Here is a 13,894-nt window from a genome sequence, read left to right on the forward strand (position 1 = left end):
CGGCGCTAGAGCCGCTCCTCCAGCCGGTCGGTCGCCGGCGCGGGCGTGCGCGACAATGCCGCGATATCGGCATGCAGCTCCGCGGTCATCTCGATGTCGACCGACGCCAGCGACGGCTGCAATTGGGTGACATTGCGCGCGCCGATGATCGGACAGGTCACCGCCGGATGGGCCGCGGCCCAGGCCACGGCCAGCGAGACCGGATGCACCCCGAGGCCTTCGGCAAAGGCGGTGAACGCCTCGGCCACATCAAGGACCCAGTCCTCGCTGTAGCGTTTGGCATAATCCTGATTGGTGACAATGCGCCCGGCCTCGGGGCGCTTGCCCTTGCCATATTTGCCGCTGAGAAGCCCGCCGCCCACGGCCGAATAGGTGATCACGCCGAGATTTTCGGCCAAGGCCAGCGGAAAGATCTCCGATTCCGCCTGGCGCTTGACCAGCGAATACATCGGCTCGATCACATCGAAGCGGGGCCAGTTGTTTCTGGCCGAAATGCCGAGCCCCTTGGCGATCTGCCAGGCTGCGTAATTGCTGGCGCCGAGATGGAGCACCTTGCCGTCGGCCACCAGTCTTTCCAGCGCCCTCAGCGTTTCCTCAAGCGGCACTGATCCGTCCCAGCGATGCATGAACAGCACATCGATCCGGTCGGTGCCGAGCCGCTTGAGGCTGGCTTCCACCGCCCGGAGAATGTGGCGCCGGTTGCCGCCGCCGGCATTCACATCGTCTCCCATCGCGCCAAAACATTTGGACGTGATCACCAGCTCGTCGCGGGTTCCCCCGGCGAGCCTGCCGAGGATCGTTTCCGCAGCGCCTTTGGAATAGACATCGGCGCAATCGAAGAAATTGATGCCCGCATCGCGGCACCGCGCATACATCCGCCCCGATTCCGCCTCGTCGGCATCGCCGCCGAACGACATGGTGCCGAAGCAAAGTTGCGACACCTGGATGCCGGTCTGGCCAAGCTGGCTGTATTTCATATCTGGTCCCTCCCCGAATCTGTGCTTCCCTATACCGCCGGCTGTCCGGAAATCCAAAATCACCGACCCCGGTCATTCCCCGGAGCTTTCGTGCCGGTTCCCGCCGAAAGCCAGGCCTGAAAAAACCCGGGAGAAAACCGGATGAGCACCCACCCGCCGGCCTTGCGGCTGCCTCGATCATAACCCGGCGGCCTGACATGGGGATGAAAACCGCGTTGCCATGGCGCGTCCGGCCACCCGGCGTTGCCGGCAGACGGGCGCATACGGCCGGATAGCCGCCCCTTGCCACATCGCCAACCACCTGCAAAAATCCGCGTCCGCAGCAGCACCACCTTTGCCGCCACCCCAGCTTTCGGAGACCCCACATGACGCAAGCAACTGAAACCGTCGGCTTTGTCGGCGTCGGCCTGATGGGCCAGGGCATGGCCAAAAACATCGTCGAAAAGGGCTACAAGCTGACAGTGATCGCCCACCGCAACCGCGCGCCTGTCGAGGATCTGGTAGCGCGCGGCGCCACAGAGGCGACAAGCATGCAGCAGATGGCGGAAGCCTGCAGCGTGATCTTCCTGTGCCTGACCGGATCGCCCGAGGTCGAGGCCGCCATTGCCGCGCTGAAGCCGGGCCTGGCCCGCGGCAGCGTCATCGTCGACTGCTCGACCAGCGACCCGACGGTAACGCAGCGCATTGCCGCTGACCTTGCCGAAATCGGTGTCGATTTTGCCGATGCGCCGCTGAGCCGCACCCCGAAGGAGGCCTGGGAGGGCACGCTTGACTGCATGGTCGGCGCCAATGATGCGGTCTTTGCCCGGATCGAGCCGGTGATTGCCACCTGGGCCGCAAAGATCGTCCATATCGGCGGCATCGGTGACGGCCACAAGATGAAACTGCTCAACAATTTCATTTCGCTCGGCTATGCGGCGATCTATTCCGAAGCGCTGGCGCTGTCGCGCAAGGTCGGCATTCCGGTGGCCGAATTCGACAAGGTGATCCGCGGCGGGCGGATGGATTGCGGCTTTTACCAGACCTTCATGGGCTACACGCTGGAGGGCAACCGCGAGGCGCATAAATTCACCCTGACCAATGCCTACAAGGACATCCGCTATGTCGAGTCCATGGCCAATGCCGCCACGGTGACCACCACCATGGCCAGCGCCGTCAAGAACACATTTGCCGGCGCGGTGGCCACCGGCGGTGCGGGCTCGGAGGACTACGTCCCGCATCTGGCCGACTTCGTCGCAAAAGCCAACGGGATCAAGTAAGGCGCGCACACAATGCGGGACGGGCGATAACGGCATCATCCCGCCACTATGGACCCGATCAGGCCGGTGTGGATGAAATGCAGCATTGCCGGCCGCATAGGGCGCGGTGGTCTGCGGGAGTGTGGTAGGCCCGGAGGGACTCGAACCCCCAACCAATCCGTTATGAGCGGACGGCTCTAACCAGTTGAGCTACAGGCCCGGAGGGTCACAGGGCGCGGGCGCCGCATGAGAGCTGCAACACGATGGTTGCAGGCAATGTCCCCGGCCGGACGCAAGGGTCCGGACGCTGGCGGTTTAGACCAAAATGAAAGCCATCACAAGCCGTTGCCGCATCGCCTGAATTTCCTGCAGCCATGGCCAGAGAGACGCGCCGGCGCTTGCCGCAACAACCGGTGGCGGGGAGCAGCTGCAGGTCTTGCTGGGCCGCATTGCCGGGGTGAATGCGCGGCTGTAGGATTGGTCAGCAGCGGCTGCCGCAATGCGCCCACAATCTGCCGCCAGACAAGGCGGGTTGGGACAATCCGGATCAATTTGGAGACTTTTCATGACCCCCGCTATCAATCTCCGCCGCAGGATGATGTTCGCCGGCGCGCTTGCCGCCACCCTGTTTGCCGTGCCTGCCCTTGCCGATGAGGCCAGGCAGCCCGCACCGGGCGTGATCTCGGTTGTCGGCGAAGGCTCGGCCAGCATCGCGCCTGACATGGCGGTGGTCTCGCTCTCCGTGCTGCGCGAGGCCGAGACGGCGCGCGAGGCGCTTGACGCCAACAATGACGCGATGGCCAAGGTGCTTGCGGCAATGAAGCAGGAAGGCATTGCCGAGCGCGACCTGCAGACCGGCGCGTTTTCGATCCAGCCGCGCTGGTTCTATCCGCCCAACCGCAATGACGGCAAGGCCGAGGAGCCGCGGATCACCGGCTATGCCGTCAACAACACGCTGACCTTGCGGATCCGCGATCTGAGCCGGCTCGGCGCCATTCTCGACAGCTCGGTGACGCTCGGCGTCAACCAGGGCGGCGATGTGATGTTTACCAATGACGACCAGGACACGGTGCGCGAGGCCGCCCGGCTGGACGCCATTGCCAAGGCCAAGGCCAAGGCTGTCGCAATGACCGAGGCGCTCGGCGTCGGGCTCGGTCGCATCACCCAGATTTCGGAGAATTCCTATTCCGCGCCGCCGATGCCGATGGCGCGCGCCGAAATGGCAATGATGTCGCCCAAATCCGACAGTTCGGTGCCGGTGGCCTCGGGAGAGAACGAGTACCGGGTCAGCGTCAGCATTTCCTGGGAAATCACCCAGTAGCGGCACCGTGCCGGCCGCCTGTTGATGAATGCGAAAGAACCCCGGGAGCGAGTTGCTTCCGGGGTTTTTGCTTTGGTGTGATTGGGCAGGCGGGATTACCGGTCCCAGCCGATCACCGGTCCCAGCCAATCACCGGGCAATGGCGTTCATTGGCGAAGGCGACACGCACCGGGCGGCGATGACGGAAGCCCTCGACCACGACCCGGTTGCGCCCGGAGCGGACGATTTCGGCGCGGCGCAGGCCCATGTCGGCGGCCTTGCCCAGCGCCCTGCGGGCCTGGCAGGCATCCCGGTCGCGGCCGCCGCGATGCTCTTCGAAACGGTTCCAGCCGCCGCGGCGATCCTGGTCCCTGATGACGATGCCGCCGGCCGGGCCGCCGATGGAAAATTCGATGCCGACACCGCCGGCCTGGGCCGGTGCGGAGGCTGCAACGCCGGCAGTGGCGACAACGAGGGCGGCGAGTGTGGTGCGAATGAAGCTGGTCATGGCTGGTCTCCTGGTGTGGCGGCGCCGCAGCGCCTGGCGGTGAGAAGGTGTCCCGAGCGGCTGGTCCGCTTCGATTGATCCCAATTTACGCGCGCGCAGCTGAACCGAACCGGAACCACCCGTTCATTCTGCATTCACGATCCGCGCCGCGCAGGGCGACTGTCATTGCTCCAGACAGCACGAAACCCCGGACGCGGGGTCCGGGGTTTGTGGTGTGGCATCAGACTGGAAGCAGGGCCGGCCTAGCGGCGGACGCTGATCACCGGGCAGTTGCGGTCATTGGCGAAGACGACGCGGACCGACCGGTGGTGGCGCACGCCGGCGACGACGACGCGGTTGTGATTGGCGCGGATGACTTCGGCGCGGCGCACGCCCATGTGGCGGGCCTTGGAGACGGCGCGCTGCGGCTTGCAGGCGCTGCGGCCGCCGCGATGGCCGCGGTTCCAGCGATCATTGCGATGGCCTTCGAAGCGGTTCCAGCCGCCGCGGCGGTCATGGTCGCGCACGACGATGGCGCCGGACGGGCCGCCGATCGACAATTCGAAGCCGATGCCGCCGGCATTGGCGGCGGGGGCGGATGCGGCGATGCCGGCAGCGGCGACAACGAGGGCGGCGAGTGCGGTGCGGATGGGGTTGGTCATGACTGTTCTCCAAGTTTGGTGGCGTCTTGCGCCTGAGTGATGTTCCCTTGCCTCAACCGGTGTTCCGATCGATTGACCTCACCCTAGTCCGGTCCGCCTGAACCGAATTGGAACCACTCGTTCATCCTGCATTCATGGACATGATCGCCGGCAGCCGGGCGTCAGAGCGCGCGGCCCCAGACCTGCAGATGCTTGACGCTGTCCTGCGCATCGCCGGTGTCGCGCCAGGAGAACTGCGCCTGCAGGCCTTGCAGCGGCTGATAGCCGAGCCGCCGCCAGAATGCGTCGAGCGGCACATAGTCCTGCGGCCGGGCCGGATGGTCGGACGGCCGCAGCACCGAGGCGAAGACCGCGCGCGAGAACCCTTGCGCCCGGCCTGCCGCTTCGCGCATCTCGAAGAAGCGCCGTCCCGCGCCCTGGCCGCGAAATTCCGGCAGCAGCACCGATTCGGCCAGATAGAAATAGTCTGCCGGATCCAGCCCGGCGGCGGCGAAGGGGGCTGCGAATTCCTGGGCGTGATCAACGAGCGGTGCCGCCGTCGCCGCGCCGACCATGCGGCCTCCCGCATCGCGGGCGGCAATGATCACGGCACCGGGCGAGGCTGCGAAGCGAGCCAGATAGCCCGCCTCGTAGGCCGTATCGCCCTGATAGAGATAGGGCCAGGCGGCAAAGACATCGATCCTGAGCCGCGCCAGATCATCAAGCGCGGCTTGGGCGTCACGCGCCGACAGAACCGCATAGCGCAGGCCTGCGCCAGACATGGTCACGGCCTCAGCCGGCCTTGACCTGGGCCACCCAGTCATTGAGGTTGTAGGTGGTGGTGACGCGGGTGATTTCGGCGCCGCCTTCGCCATCGTCGATCTCGAAGAAGATGCCACCGGGCAGCGAATAGCGCTGGCCCGTGGCCTCGGGCAGGCCCTCGTCGGTGGCGAGATAGCTGCCGCGCACGGTGAATTCCGCCGCCGCACGGCTGCCCGACGCATTGACCATGATCTCGATATCGCCGAGTTCCTCGTCATAATGCCGGCTCATCCTGGCGTTGAACCAGCGGAATTTCTCCTTGCCGATCTCGCGGTCGCCCTGATTGATGTCGTGGATCACCTCGTCCGACAGGCAGGCCAGCATGGCGTCGGAATCCTTGGCGTTGAAGGCGTCGAGATAGCGGCGGATCAGGGCGGTGGTGTCGTCTTGGTTCATGACGGGCTCCAGGATGAAATTGCGATGGCTCACAGGTGCCACAGGCCGGGCCGGCGAGGCAACCTACAATTGGTCGGCAATTTCCGGATAGAGCTGTTTGTAGAAATTCGGCTTCTCGCCGAACCAAGGATGGGTCTTGCCCTTCCTGAGATAGGACTTGAAGCTCCTGGCATGGGCGTCACTGCCGCTTTGCGACAATTTGAAATGCGCATAGGCCAGGGCCAGCAGATGCCATGGCCCGATCCGGTCCTTGCCGGCCAGCGCGATGCATCTTTCCAGCGTCTCGATCGCCTCCTTGTGCTGGCCCATCCCGATCTGCGCATAGCCGAGATTGGCCAGCGCATTGTAGCGGTTGTCATCCATCTCCGGCGTCTTGTCGAGAATGTACTGGAAGATCCGCACCGCGATATCGAACTGGCCGGCCTCGAGGAATGTCCGCCCCACCTTGACGGCCGCGCGCATGTCGGAGAATTGCAGCAGGCGGTCGACCACCTTCAGACTCTGGGTCTCGTCCGCAGTCCTGGGGTTGAGATCGGCAGCCTCCTGCCGCGCCTCCACCCGCTGCAGACGGCGCATGGCGGTCAGGAAGGATTCGTCCGAGCGGTATTCCATCGGCGAATAGAGATATTGATGCCGCCACCAGATGGTGGCGAAGAACAGGATGCCGATGAGCGTGGGAAACATCACCACGAACCAGACCAGCGGCCGGGCGATGTCCGGTGTGTCGTTGACCTGCACCAGCGTGATCGTGGAAATCGCCTCCACCAGCAGCACGAACATGGCGATGACGCTGAGCGGGTTGCGAACAACCGCGGCCCCGGCCGACAGTGGCGTCTGTTCATTCGCGTCGGCCATGTCACTCCACCCCGTCACATTGCTCAACCAGTAGACCACAGCCCCTGCTGATTGCCAACCAGGGCGGCGCCGGCGCGCCCTGCCCGGTCATCTCCGCGGGCGCGGCAAAACCCCCGTCCGGCGCGAATGCCCGCGGGTTGATGAAAAAATTCCGGGTCCGGAGGGCCGCGCGCGGGCGTCGCCTCTGAAAATGTAAAGTGGGTGGCGCAGCTCGCGCGCGAACCCGAGTGTCGCCGGATGATGTCCGCATCCGACAGGCGGCGCCTCGCATTCCCGGGATGTTGCCCCCGCCCGGATTGCTCCGGCCGCAGCCTGGACCGGCCGCGGGAATGGTTTTCGTGGTCCGGCACGGACCCTGGGCGCAGCCTGGGGCACCCATGTCCGCCACAGGCCCGGTCCGGTGGTTGCACCCCTCGCCCGCCTTGCGGCCGGCGTGGCGCGGTTCCCGGCCCGGTGGCTGGCTTTGCACGGCGCTCGCAAAAACGCCGCCCGCCAGCGGAGCCACGATGGCCTTCCGCCTCCTCCCAGGCCTTGCCGCACGTTCCGGCAGGTCCCGAAAGGCATTCCACCCGCCTGGTCGAAAACGTTCGCGAACCATCCGGCAGCGGGAGTGCGATGAGTGTGGCACGGAGGTGCGGGGTGTGGATGAAATGAGACCGCTTTCGAAGCAAGCAACTGGAATTGTTGGGTCGACGGCGGAGGTTTGTGCACGACGCGGACGGTTTACGCGGACCCAAATCTCCCCCCTTGCGGGGGAGATGTCGGCATCGCCGACAGAGGGGGGGTGGTTCGGCTTGTTCCGATGGAGCGGTTTGCGCTGAGCCATTACACCCCGCTGTCACCTGCGGTGACATCACCCTCGCAAGGGGGAGATCAAGGGCGCGCATTCCCGGCATCTTGCTTCAATTGACCAGACGCACGCCGGAAACGGATTTTCCGATGGCCGAGAAGGCCTTTTTCAGGGAAGCGACGTCGCTGGCCATGAAGAAGTTTTCCTTGCGGGTGGCGCAATTGGAAAACATGTTCACCACCGAGGTGGTCGAGGTCTTGTAGAGCACGGTATAGACCTCGATGCCGAGCTTCTTGATCTCGACGCACATATTGGCGGTCGAGGTGTTGAGATAGGTCTCGGCGGCCGATTGCGTGGTGGTCGAATTGATCCGCTTGTCAGCCAGGAAGCCGTAGGAGCCATAGTCGGACTTGTTGATGGTGTTGCTGGCGCCATAGGAGACATTGGCGCCGTCGGTCATGATCACCAGGATCTTCGACGCGGTTTCGGTGTTGAAGGGGGCCGCCTGGTTGTAGGGCTCGCTCGGCGACAGCAGGCGCCAGCCCCAGGCCAGGCCCTCGGCGATATTGGTGCCCGAGCCGTTCCAGTACTGCATGGCGTCGATGCCGGTGCGAACCTTGGACAGCGTTGCCGTCAGCGGCACGATCGGCGTCGGACAGGCGCGGTTCGGCCCCAGCGTCAGCGGTCCGGTCGCATCCTTGAAATCCTTGGTGACGGCGGTCTGGGTCTTGTATTTGGTGACCGAGCGCTGAACCGTGGCGTCGTCGCCATTGATGCCGTCATTGAGCCAGGAATTGTTGAACCCGGTGCCGCTGTTGCCGCCGACAGTGACCCGGTTGCCCGGCTCGTCCGGCGCGAAATAGGGCACGAACAGGGTGTTGGGCTTGAGCGCGCTTGGGGCGTCGAGGCTGGTGTTGTAGGGCGCGGGCCGCGCTTCCACACAGCCTTTCCAGCTGGTGCCGGACCAGGCGTAGAGATTGGCGTGGTGCGGATAGGTGGCGGTGGAGAAATCGGCGTTGTTGTTGCCCGAGGACTTGCGGGTGGCGCGCTGGGCCTCGGTCAGAAAGGTCCAGCCATTGTAGAGCGACTTGCCGGTGAGATCCATCCAGGTGTCGGAATAGCCCTCGCCCTTGACATTGACGGTGGTGACAAAGGGGACGAGCCCGACCTTCAGGCTCTGCCGGGTGGTGTCGATCTCATCCAGCGCATTGAGCAGCGCGTGCGAGGCATCCTTCAGAGCCGAGATGCCGCCGGTTCCCATCGAGCCGGTGTTGTCGAGCGCGATGGCGATCTCGATGGCGCGCGTCGAGAAATAGGTCGAGGCCGAAACCGCAACCTGGTTCGGCATGAACTTGCCGATGAACACCAGCGGAATGGCCACGCGTGCATGGGCATCCGAGCGGATGTAGTTCAGCCCGGTGGTCACGTCGATGTTCTCGTCGACCAGGGTCATGCCGGAGCCGGAAGACATCTGCGCCAGCAGCATCTGCCGGTAGATCTGCTTGCGGTCGATCGTGTCGGAAGGTTTCTTCGATGCCGCCAGAACCGCGATATCGACCATGTTCTGCAGCTCGACCTTGGCGCGCGACATGTTGGAATAATCCACCGCCAGCCCGGCCGCCGTCAGCATCACCGGCGCCAGAACCGCCGCAAGGATTCCGAAATTACCACGCTTGCAACGCCAGAATGCTCTGGCCCCCTCAAACAGCACAGGCATGTGATCGCTCCCGAAAATGGCGGCATTCGCGATGAAGCCACCTTTGCCGGCAGCGTTAGGCTTGCATCGTAAAAGGAGCCTTAAAAACCGCGCCGGCGCCGCTCGGCAGTCCGATCTTCATAAAATCATGATGAAGAATTGATGTCTGGCGCGGTGCCCGGGCCAGTGTGGCGGGCTCAGAATTCGGGAAAGCCGCGGGCCTTCCATTGCGAGCGCGGGATGACGGCGCCGACCGCATGGGCGAAGCCGGTGACGCTGAGCGCGTCGTCATCGACCGTGCAACGGAAGCTCAACTGGTACCAGGCGCCATCGGCGCGGAAGGCCGCATTGGTTTCAGTCAGCACATTGCCGGTGTCGAGCCGGTAGGACGGCAGCAGCTCCAGCCCGAAGCGCTCGGGCGCATTGCGCAATTGCTCGCGCAGCTCGGAGGTGCAGAGCTGGCTGGCCCGCAATCCGCGCGGCAGATTGCCCATCGCCACCATCGCCGCCGGATTGCCGGTGATGCTGGTGGAGAACAATTGCCGCGCCTCGGCAAGTTCGACCGGAGCATCGGTTTGCACCGGAACGGCAGTTTCGGCGTCGCTGGTTTCGGGCTGGCTGCTCTGGCTGTCAGTGGTCTCGGGGTTGCTGGTCTCGGAAAGCTGCACCGGAGGTGCCGGTTCGGCTTCCGGGTCAGGCTCGGCGAGTCCGCCCTGCGCCAGGCCGGAGTCGGGCAGCGCGATCTCCGGCAAAGACAGGCCGGCGATGTCCGGCTGCGGCTCGGGCGCATCGGGCAGCGGCGCGGCGGTGTCGGGTTCTGCCGGGGGTGACGGATCGGGCTCTTCAGCCTGCGGCGGCGGTGTGACAGCGTCGGCCTCTGTGGGCAGGTCTTCGCCCGGATCCTGCGAAGCGGAGCCATCGGGCGACTCGCGCGGCCCGGCATCCTCTGCACCGAAACGGAACACCGGCCTGAACACCGGGATCGGCACCGCCTGCCCCTCGCCGGCGGCGGCTGCCTGTTCGGGTTGCGGCGATTCCGGCGCGGGCGGTTCGGCGGCTTCCGGCTCCGGCTGCTCGGGTTCGGATTCAGGTTCGGGCTCAGGCTCGGGTTCGGGCTCGGGCGCTTGCGGCTCCTCGATCTCCGGCTCGGGGACTTCGGGCGCGTCCTCCGGCTCGACCAGCGTCACCTCGACCACCTGTTCTTCCGGCTCCGGCTCGGGCTCGGGCAGCGGCAGGGTGACCAGCAGGGCGGCGGCAATCAGCGCATGCGCCAGCAGCGACAGCACCAGAGCCTTGCTCAACCCGTTCGACACAATGTCCCGCAATCGATTCATGGCGCGATCCATAGCAGAAAATCAGGCCGAACAAGGGCCGGATCGGCGATGCCGGCGCCAATGCGGTTTGCGCGGTGGCGGCACAGGCATCCGCCCGCGAAAAATCCCGGCGGAACGGCTTGGGAACTGAGGCGTTGGCAAGCGAACCCGTTTTTCAAGGAGCATATTCATGACTGCAAAAACCCTCTTCATCACCGGCGCCTCCAGCGGCATCGGCGCCGCCACCGCACGCGCGGCGCGCCGGGCGGGCTGGAATGTCGGCCTGTTTGCCCGCTCAAAGGACAAGCTCGACGCGCTGGTCGAGGAACTGGGCGACCGCGCGCTGGCGCTGCCGGGCGACGCCACCAGCCTGGACGACCAGAACCAGGCGCTGGCCATGCTCAAGCACACCTATGGCGCGGTCGATGCCGCCTTTGCCAATGCCGGCATGGGCGTGAGCGCCGCGGGCACCGAACAGGGCGATCCGGAGGAATGGCACAAGCTTGTCCATGTCAACATCATGGGCCTGCTCTACACCGCCAAGGCGGCGCTGCCGCATCTGCGTCTCAACAAGGGCCACATGCTGATGACCGGCTCGGCGGCCGGCCGGGTGCACCTGCCCGGCTCGGTCTATGGCGCCTCGAAATGGTTCGTGCATGGCTATGCCGGCAATCTGGCCGAGGAAATGAAGGAATGGGGCGGCCGCTGCACGGTGATTGCGCCGGGCATGGTCAACACCGCGTTTTTTGATGAGGAAAAGCCCGACAAGCTGCAGCCCGAAGACGTGGCCGATGCGGTTGTGTTCGCGCTGGAAGCCAAGCCGCGCAACGCGGTGCGCGAAGTGTTCCTGATGCCCGCCGACTGATCAGGCTTTTCTGGACGGTCTGCCGCGTCCGCCCGATGCCGCCATGCAGTGCGGCCGATATGGGCAGCCGGCATGGCGGGTCGTCCGCCCCCTGCGCGTACTCACCGTCTTGCTCCCTTGCCCGCTTGCTGGCAATGAGGAGGCTCGATTGGACGCGCGCGGGGACTGCCATGACCGGATATACGCTGTACTGGAAGGCCGGATCGGGCTCGATGGTGGTCGAGGCGGCGCTGCGGATGATCGGCGTGGCCTTTGACCGGGTCGAGATCAGGCACAGTGGAGAGCTCCAGACCCCAAAATTCCTGGCGCTCAACCCGGCTGCCAAGGTGCCGGTGCTGGTCTGCGCCAGCGGTCCGGTGCTCGCTGAAAGCGCGGCGATCCTGCTGGCGCTCGATGACCTGTTTCCCGAAACCCGGCTGCTGCCGCCCCACGGCACGCCGGCGCGTGCCGCCGCGGTGCAATGGCTGATCTTCATGGCCGGCAATATCTATCCCGCGGCTCTGCGCTATTATTACCCGGCGCGCCACATCGCCCGCGGCTCCGGCGAGGCCGAAGCGGCGATCCGGCAGCAGGCGGCTATCGACATGGACCGCGATTTCGCCCGGTTCGCCACAGCCGTGCGCGGCCCGTTCCTGCTCGGCCCGACCATGACCATTGCCGATGTCTATGCGGCGATGCTGGCCGACTGGCATGAGCCGGCCCGGGAACTGCCGGAGATTGCCGCTATGGTGAGCCATGTGCTGGAAAATCCCGCCGTCAGCGGCGCCTGGCGCAATCACGGCTTCGGCGCATGACCCGCCGCTGACCGTGGGGGCCGGTTGACGCTAGGTCAATTTGCTCCATGATGGGGCCGGATGAAACCGGAGGCACCCCCATGGCAGACCCTCACCCGACCCCAGGCACCCTGAAATTCGCCGAAATTCCACGGCTTCCCGACGACTGGTGGGACGGCACGCCGACATCCGATCCGGATGTGGTCTGGACTGTGTGGGACCGCGCGACCTGGTACACCTGGGGCGCCAATTCCGGCAATTACCAGCAAGGCCCGATCGGCACGGTCATCGGCGGCGGCGGCATGGCCGGCGCGGCGCATGGCCCGACCATCGGCCGCATGCACCCGCATTACATCGGCATCATCACCATGAATGACGCCGACATGCCGCTCAACACGCCGGTCTATGCCGATCTGCAGGCGCTGATCGCAAAAGGCGAGAATGTGGTGATTCCGATCTTCGTCGATCACCAGATCGGACCGGGCTACAAGCTGTCGCTCGGCACCGGCATCGGCAGCTCGCAACCCAATTGGGGCGATATCCAGAAGAACGTGCTGTCAGGCATCGTCCAGCTCGGCAATGCCGCCGGCGCGGTGGAAATCCCGCAGGGCACCTATTGGCCCGACCTGAGACAATCCCCGCCCGTGATCCACAAGATCACCTGTCTCGATGACATCAGCACCATCATCGACACCGTGCTGAGCTGAGCATGGTGCCGACCTAGGCACAGCCCAGGCTGCGTCGTGCCGCAAGCAGCTTGGCGACATTTTGCCGGTGCACCCGTTCATAGGCGGAAAACCAGATCAGCGCGCCGGATTGCAGCCAGCCGCCGACCAGCTCAGCCAGTGGTGTGTCTTGCGGCGTGGTGCCCGCAGCGATGTCGAGAAGGTCGTTGATGTAGGACTGGGTGGCGTCGCACAGCCCGGGCCCATAACCGCCGCCGGCAATGCGCGACGGATCACCGTGATTGGGCAGGATGGAGAGCGGCATGAGAGCCTTGAGCCGGTCGATCTCGCGGTAATGCACCGAGAGACTCTGCGGCTCCGCGACATAGGTGATCGTGTCTTCCAGCGCATCACCCGCCAGCAGGATCTGGCGCTCGGCGATCCAGACCAGCGCCGCATCATCGCTGTGGATGTCGAACTCGAGGATATCCAGCGTCAGCGCGCCGATCTGCAACTGCATCGCGCCTTCGAAGCTGTGATCCGGCAGGATCAGCGGATCGATCGCCGGCGGGCCGTGATGGGTTCCGCTCTCGATCTTCGTCTGCAGGCGCTGAAGATGAGCCAGGGTTTTCGCCGTCGACCAGACCGGGCAATCGGCAAAGATCTGCGTGCCGGCGACATGGTCAAGATGATGGTGGCTCAACAGCACGGTGATCTCGCTGACGCCGAGGCTTTCCAGATGCTCCCGGATGACGCGCGCATGGTCGAGCGAGACATGGGTGTCATAGACCAGCGCCGCCGTGCCGCTGACAATCGCATAGCTGGCAATGCCGAGCGACAGCGCGCCGTCATCGACCCAGGTGTCGGCGGCTGGTTCACCGGTGCGGCCGTCATAGAAGGCGAAAATGTCGTCGAAGGGGTGGAGGATCTGCATGGGGAGTCCTGGATTGGGGCGGCGCGGTTATGCCTGCGCTGCGCAGCTTACCTCAAGCGCGCTGCGACGGTCCAGCGGTGGGCTGGAGGTCAGGAAGCCATGTGGCGAAGCCAAATTTCTCCGTCATGCCGGACCCCGATCC

The 13,894-nt window shown here is 65.1% G+C and carries 14 protein-coding genes and 1 tRNA gene; 5 read left to right on the forward strand and 10 right to left on the reverse strand.

The annotated features are described in order from the left end of the window. Positions 1-5: 5 nt before the first annotated feature. Complete coding sequence (locus OEG82_RS18975) at positions 6-977, reverse strand: aldo/keto reductase (protein ID WP_267613930.1); 972 nt, start codon at positions 975-977, stop codon at positions 6-8. Positions 978-1,342: 365 nt separating this feature from the next. Between OEG82_RS18975 and OEG82_RS18980 the strand changes: the two genes are divergently transcribed. Beyond that, the gene (locus OEG82_RS18980; RefSeq protein WP_267613931.1) at positions 1,343-2,236 is read left to right on the forward strand and encodes an NAD(P)-dependent oxidoreductase; all 894 of its coding nucleotides are present in this window, start codon (positions 1,343-1,345) and stop codon (positions 2,234-2,236) included. Between the two features lie 122 nt (positions 2,237-2,358). On the opposite strand, the gene OEG82_RS18985 is transcribed toward OEG82_RS18980, so the two are convergent. Beyond that, positions 2,359-2,435, reverse strand: a tRNA-Ile gene (locus OEG82_RS18985). Positions 2,436-2,780: 345 nt separating this feature from the next. Here OEG82_RS18985 and OEG82_RS18990 point away from each other — a divergent pair. Next, positions 2,781-3,536 (forward strand): SIMPL domain-containing protein, encoded by a 756-nt coding sequence (locus tag OEG82_RS18990; RefSeq protein ID WP_267613932.1) that lies wholly within the window; start codon positions 2,781-2,783, stop codon positions 3,534-3,536. A gap of 112 nt (positions 3,537-3,648) precedes the next feature. On the opposite strand, the gene OEG82_RS18995 is transcribed toward OEG82_RS18990, so the two are convergent. The 7 genes from OEG82_RS18995 to OEG82_RS19025 all read right to left on the reverse strand — a co-directional run bounded on the left by OEG82_RS18995 (position 3,649) and on the right by OEG82_RS19025 (position 10,536). Beyond that, positions 3,649-4,023 (reverse strand): hypothetical protein, encoded by a 375-nt coding sequence (locus OEG82_RS18995; protein WP_267613933.1) that lies wholly within the window; start codon positions 4,021-4,023, stop codon positions 3,649-3,651. Positions 4,024-4,265: 242 nt separating this feature from the next. Then, the gene (locus OEG82_RS19000; protein ID WP_267613934.1) at positions 4,266-4,664 is read right to left on the reverse strand and encodes a hypothetical protein; all 399 of its coding nucleotides are present in this window, start codon (positions 4,662-4,664) and stop codon (positions 4,266-4,268) included. A 161-nt stretch (positions 4,665-4,825) separates the two neighbouring features. Next, positions 4,826-5,425, reverse strand: coding sequence for a GNAT family N-acetyltransferase (locus tag OEG82_RS19005; protein WP_267613935.1), 600 nt, complete (start codon positions 5,423-5,425; stop codon positions 4,826-4,828). A gap of 10 nt (positions 5,426-5,435) precedes the next feature. Then, positions 5,436-5,861, reverse strand: coding sequence for a ketosteroid isomerase-related protein (locus tag OEG82_RS19010; RefSeq protein WP_267613936.1), 426 nt, complete (start codon positions 5,859-5,861; stop codon positions 5,436-5,438). A gap of 63 nt (positions 5,862-5,924) precedes the next feature. Further along, the gene (locus OEG82_RS19015; RefSeq protein ID WP_267613937.1) at positions 5,925-6,716 is read right to left on the reverse strand and encodes a tetratricopeptide repeat protein; all 792 of its coding nucleotides are present in this window, start codon (positions 6,714-6,716) and stop codon (positions 5,925-5,927) included. 902 nt (positions 6,717-7,618) lie between these two features. Beyond that, positions 7,619-9,223 carry a pilus assembly protein gene (locus OEG82_RS19020; RefSeq protein WP_267613938.1) on the reverse strand — a complete coding sequence of 535 codons (1,605 nt, stop codon included), beginning with the start codon at positions 9,221-9,223 and terminating at the stop codon, positions 7,619-7,621. A 176-nt stretch (positions 9,224-9,399) separates the two neighbouring features. Then, positions 9,400-10,536 carry a DUF930 domain-containing protein gene (locus OEG82_RS19025; RefSeq protein ID WP_267613939.1) on the reverse strand — a complete coding sequence of 379 codons (1,137 nt, stop codon included), beginning with the start codon at positions 10,534-10,536 and terminating at the stop codon, positions 9,400-9,402. A gap of 169 nt (positions 10,537-10,705) precedes the next feature. On the opposite strand from OEG82_RS19025, the gene OEG82_RS19030 reads away from it, so the two are divergent. The 3 genes from OEG82_RS19030 to OEG82_RS19040 all read left to right on the forward strand — a co-directional run bounded on the left by OEG82_RS19030 (position 10,706) and on the right by OEG82_RS19040 (position 12,860). After that, a complete protein-coding gene (locus tag OEG82_RS19030) occupies positions 10,706-11,380 on the forward strand; it encodes an SDR family oxidoreductase (RefSeq protein ID WP_267613940.1) in 675 nt (224 codons plus the stop codon). A gap of 170 nt (positions 11,381-11,550) precedes the next feature. Then, positions 11,551-12,174, forward strand: a complete 624-nt coding sequence (locus tag OEG82_RS19035) for a glutathione S-transferase family protein (RefSeq protein ID WP_267613941.1) — start codon at positions 11,551-11,553, stop codon at positions 12,172-12,174. An 80-nt stretch (positions 12,175-12,254) separates the two neighbouring features. Then, positions 12,255-12,860, forward strand: a complete 606-nt coding sequence (locus OEG82_RS19040) for a hypothetical protein (protein WP_267613942.1) — start codon at positions 12,255-12,257, stop codon at positions 12,858-12,860. Between the two features lie 13 nt (positions 12,861-12,873). On the opposite strand, the gene OEG82_RS19045 is transcribed toward OEG82_RS19040, so the two are convergent. After that, positions 12,874-13,752: an MBL fold metallo-hydrolase gene (locus OEG82_RS19045; protein WP_267613943.1), complete on the reverse strand. Its 879-nt coding sequence runs from the start codon at positions 13,750-13,752 to the stop codon at positions 12,874-12,876. Positions 13,753-13,894 lie beyond the last annotated feature (142 nt).

It is taken from the genome of Hoeflea ulvae (genome assembly GCF_026619435.1).
In the GTDB taxonomy this organism is placed as follows: domain Bacteria; phylum Pseudomonadota; class Alphaproteobacteria; order Rhizobiales; family Rhizobiaceae; genus Hoeflea; species Hoeflea ulvae.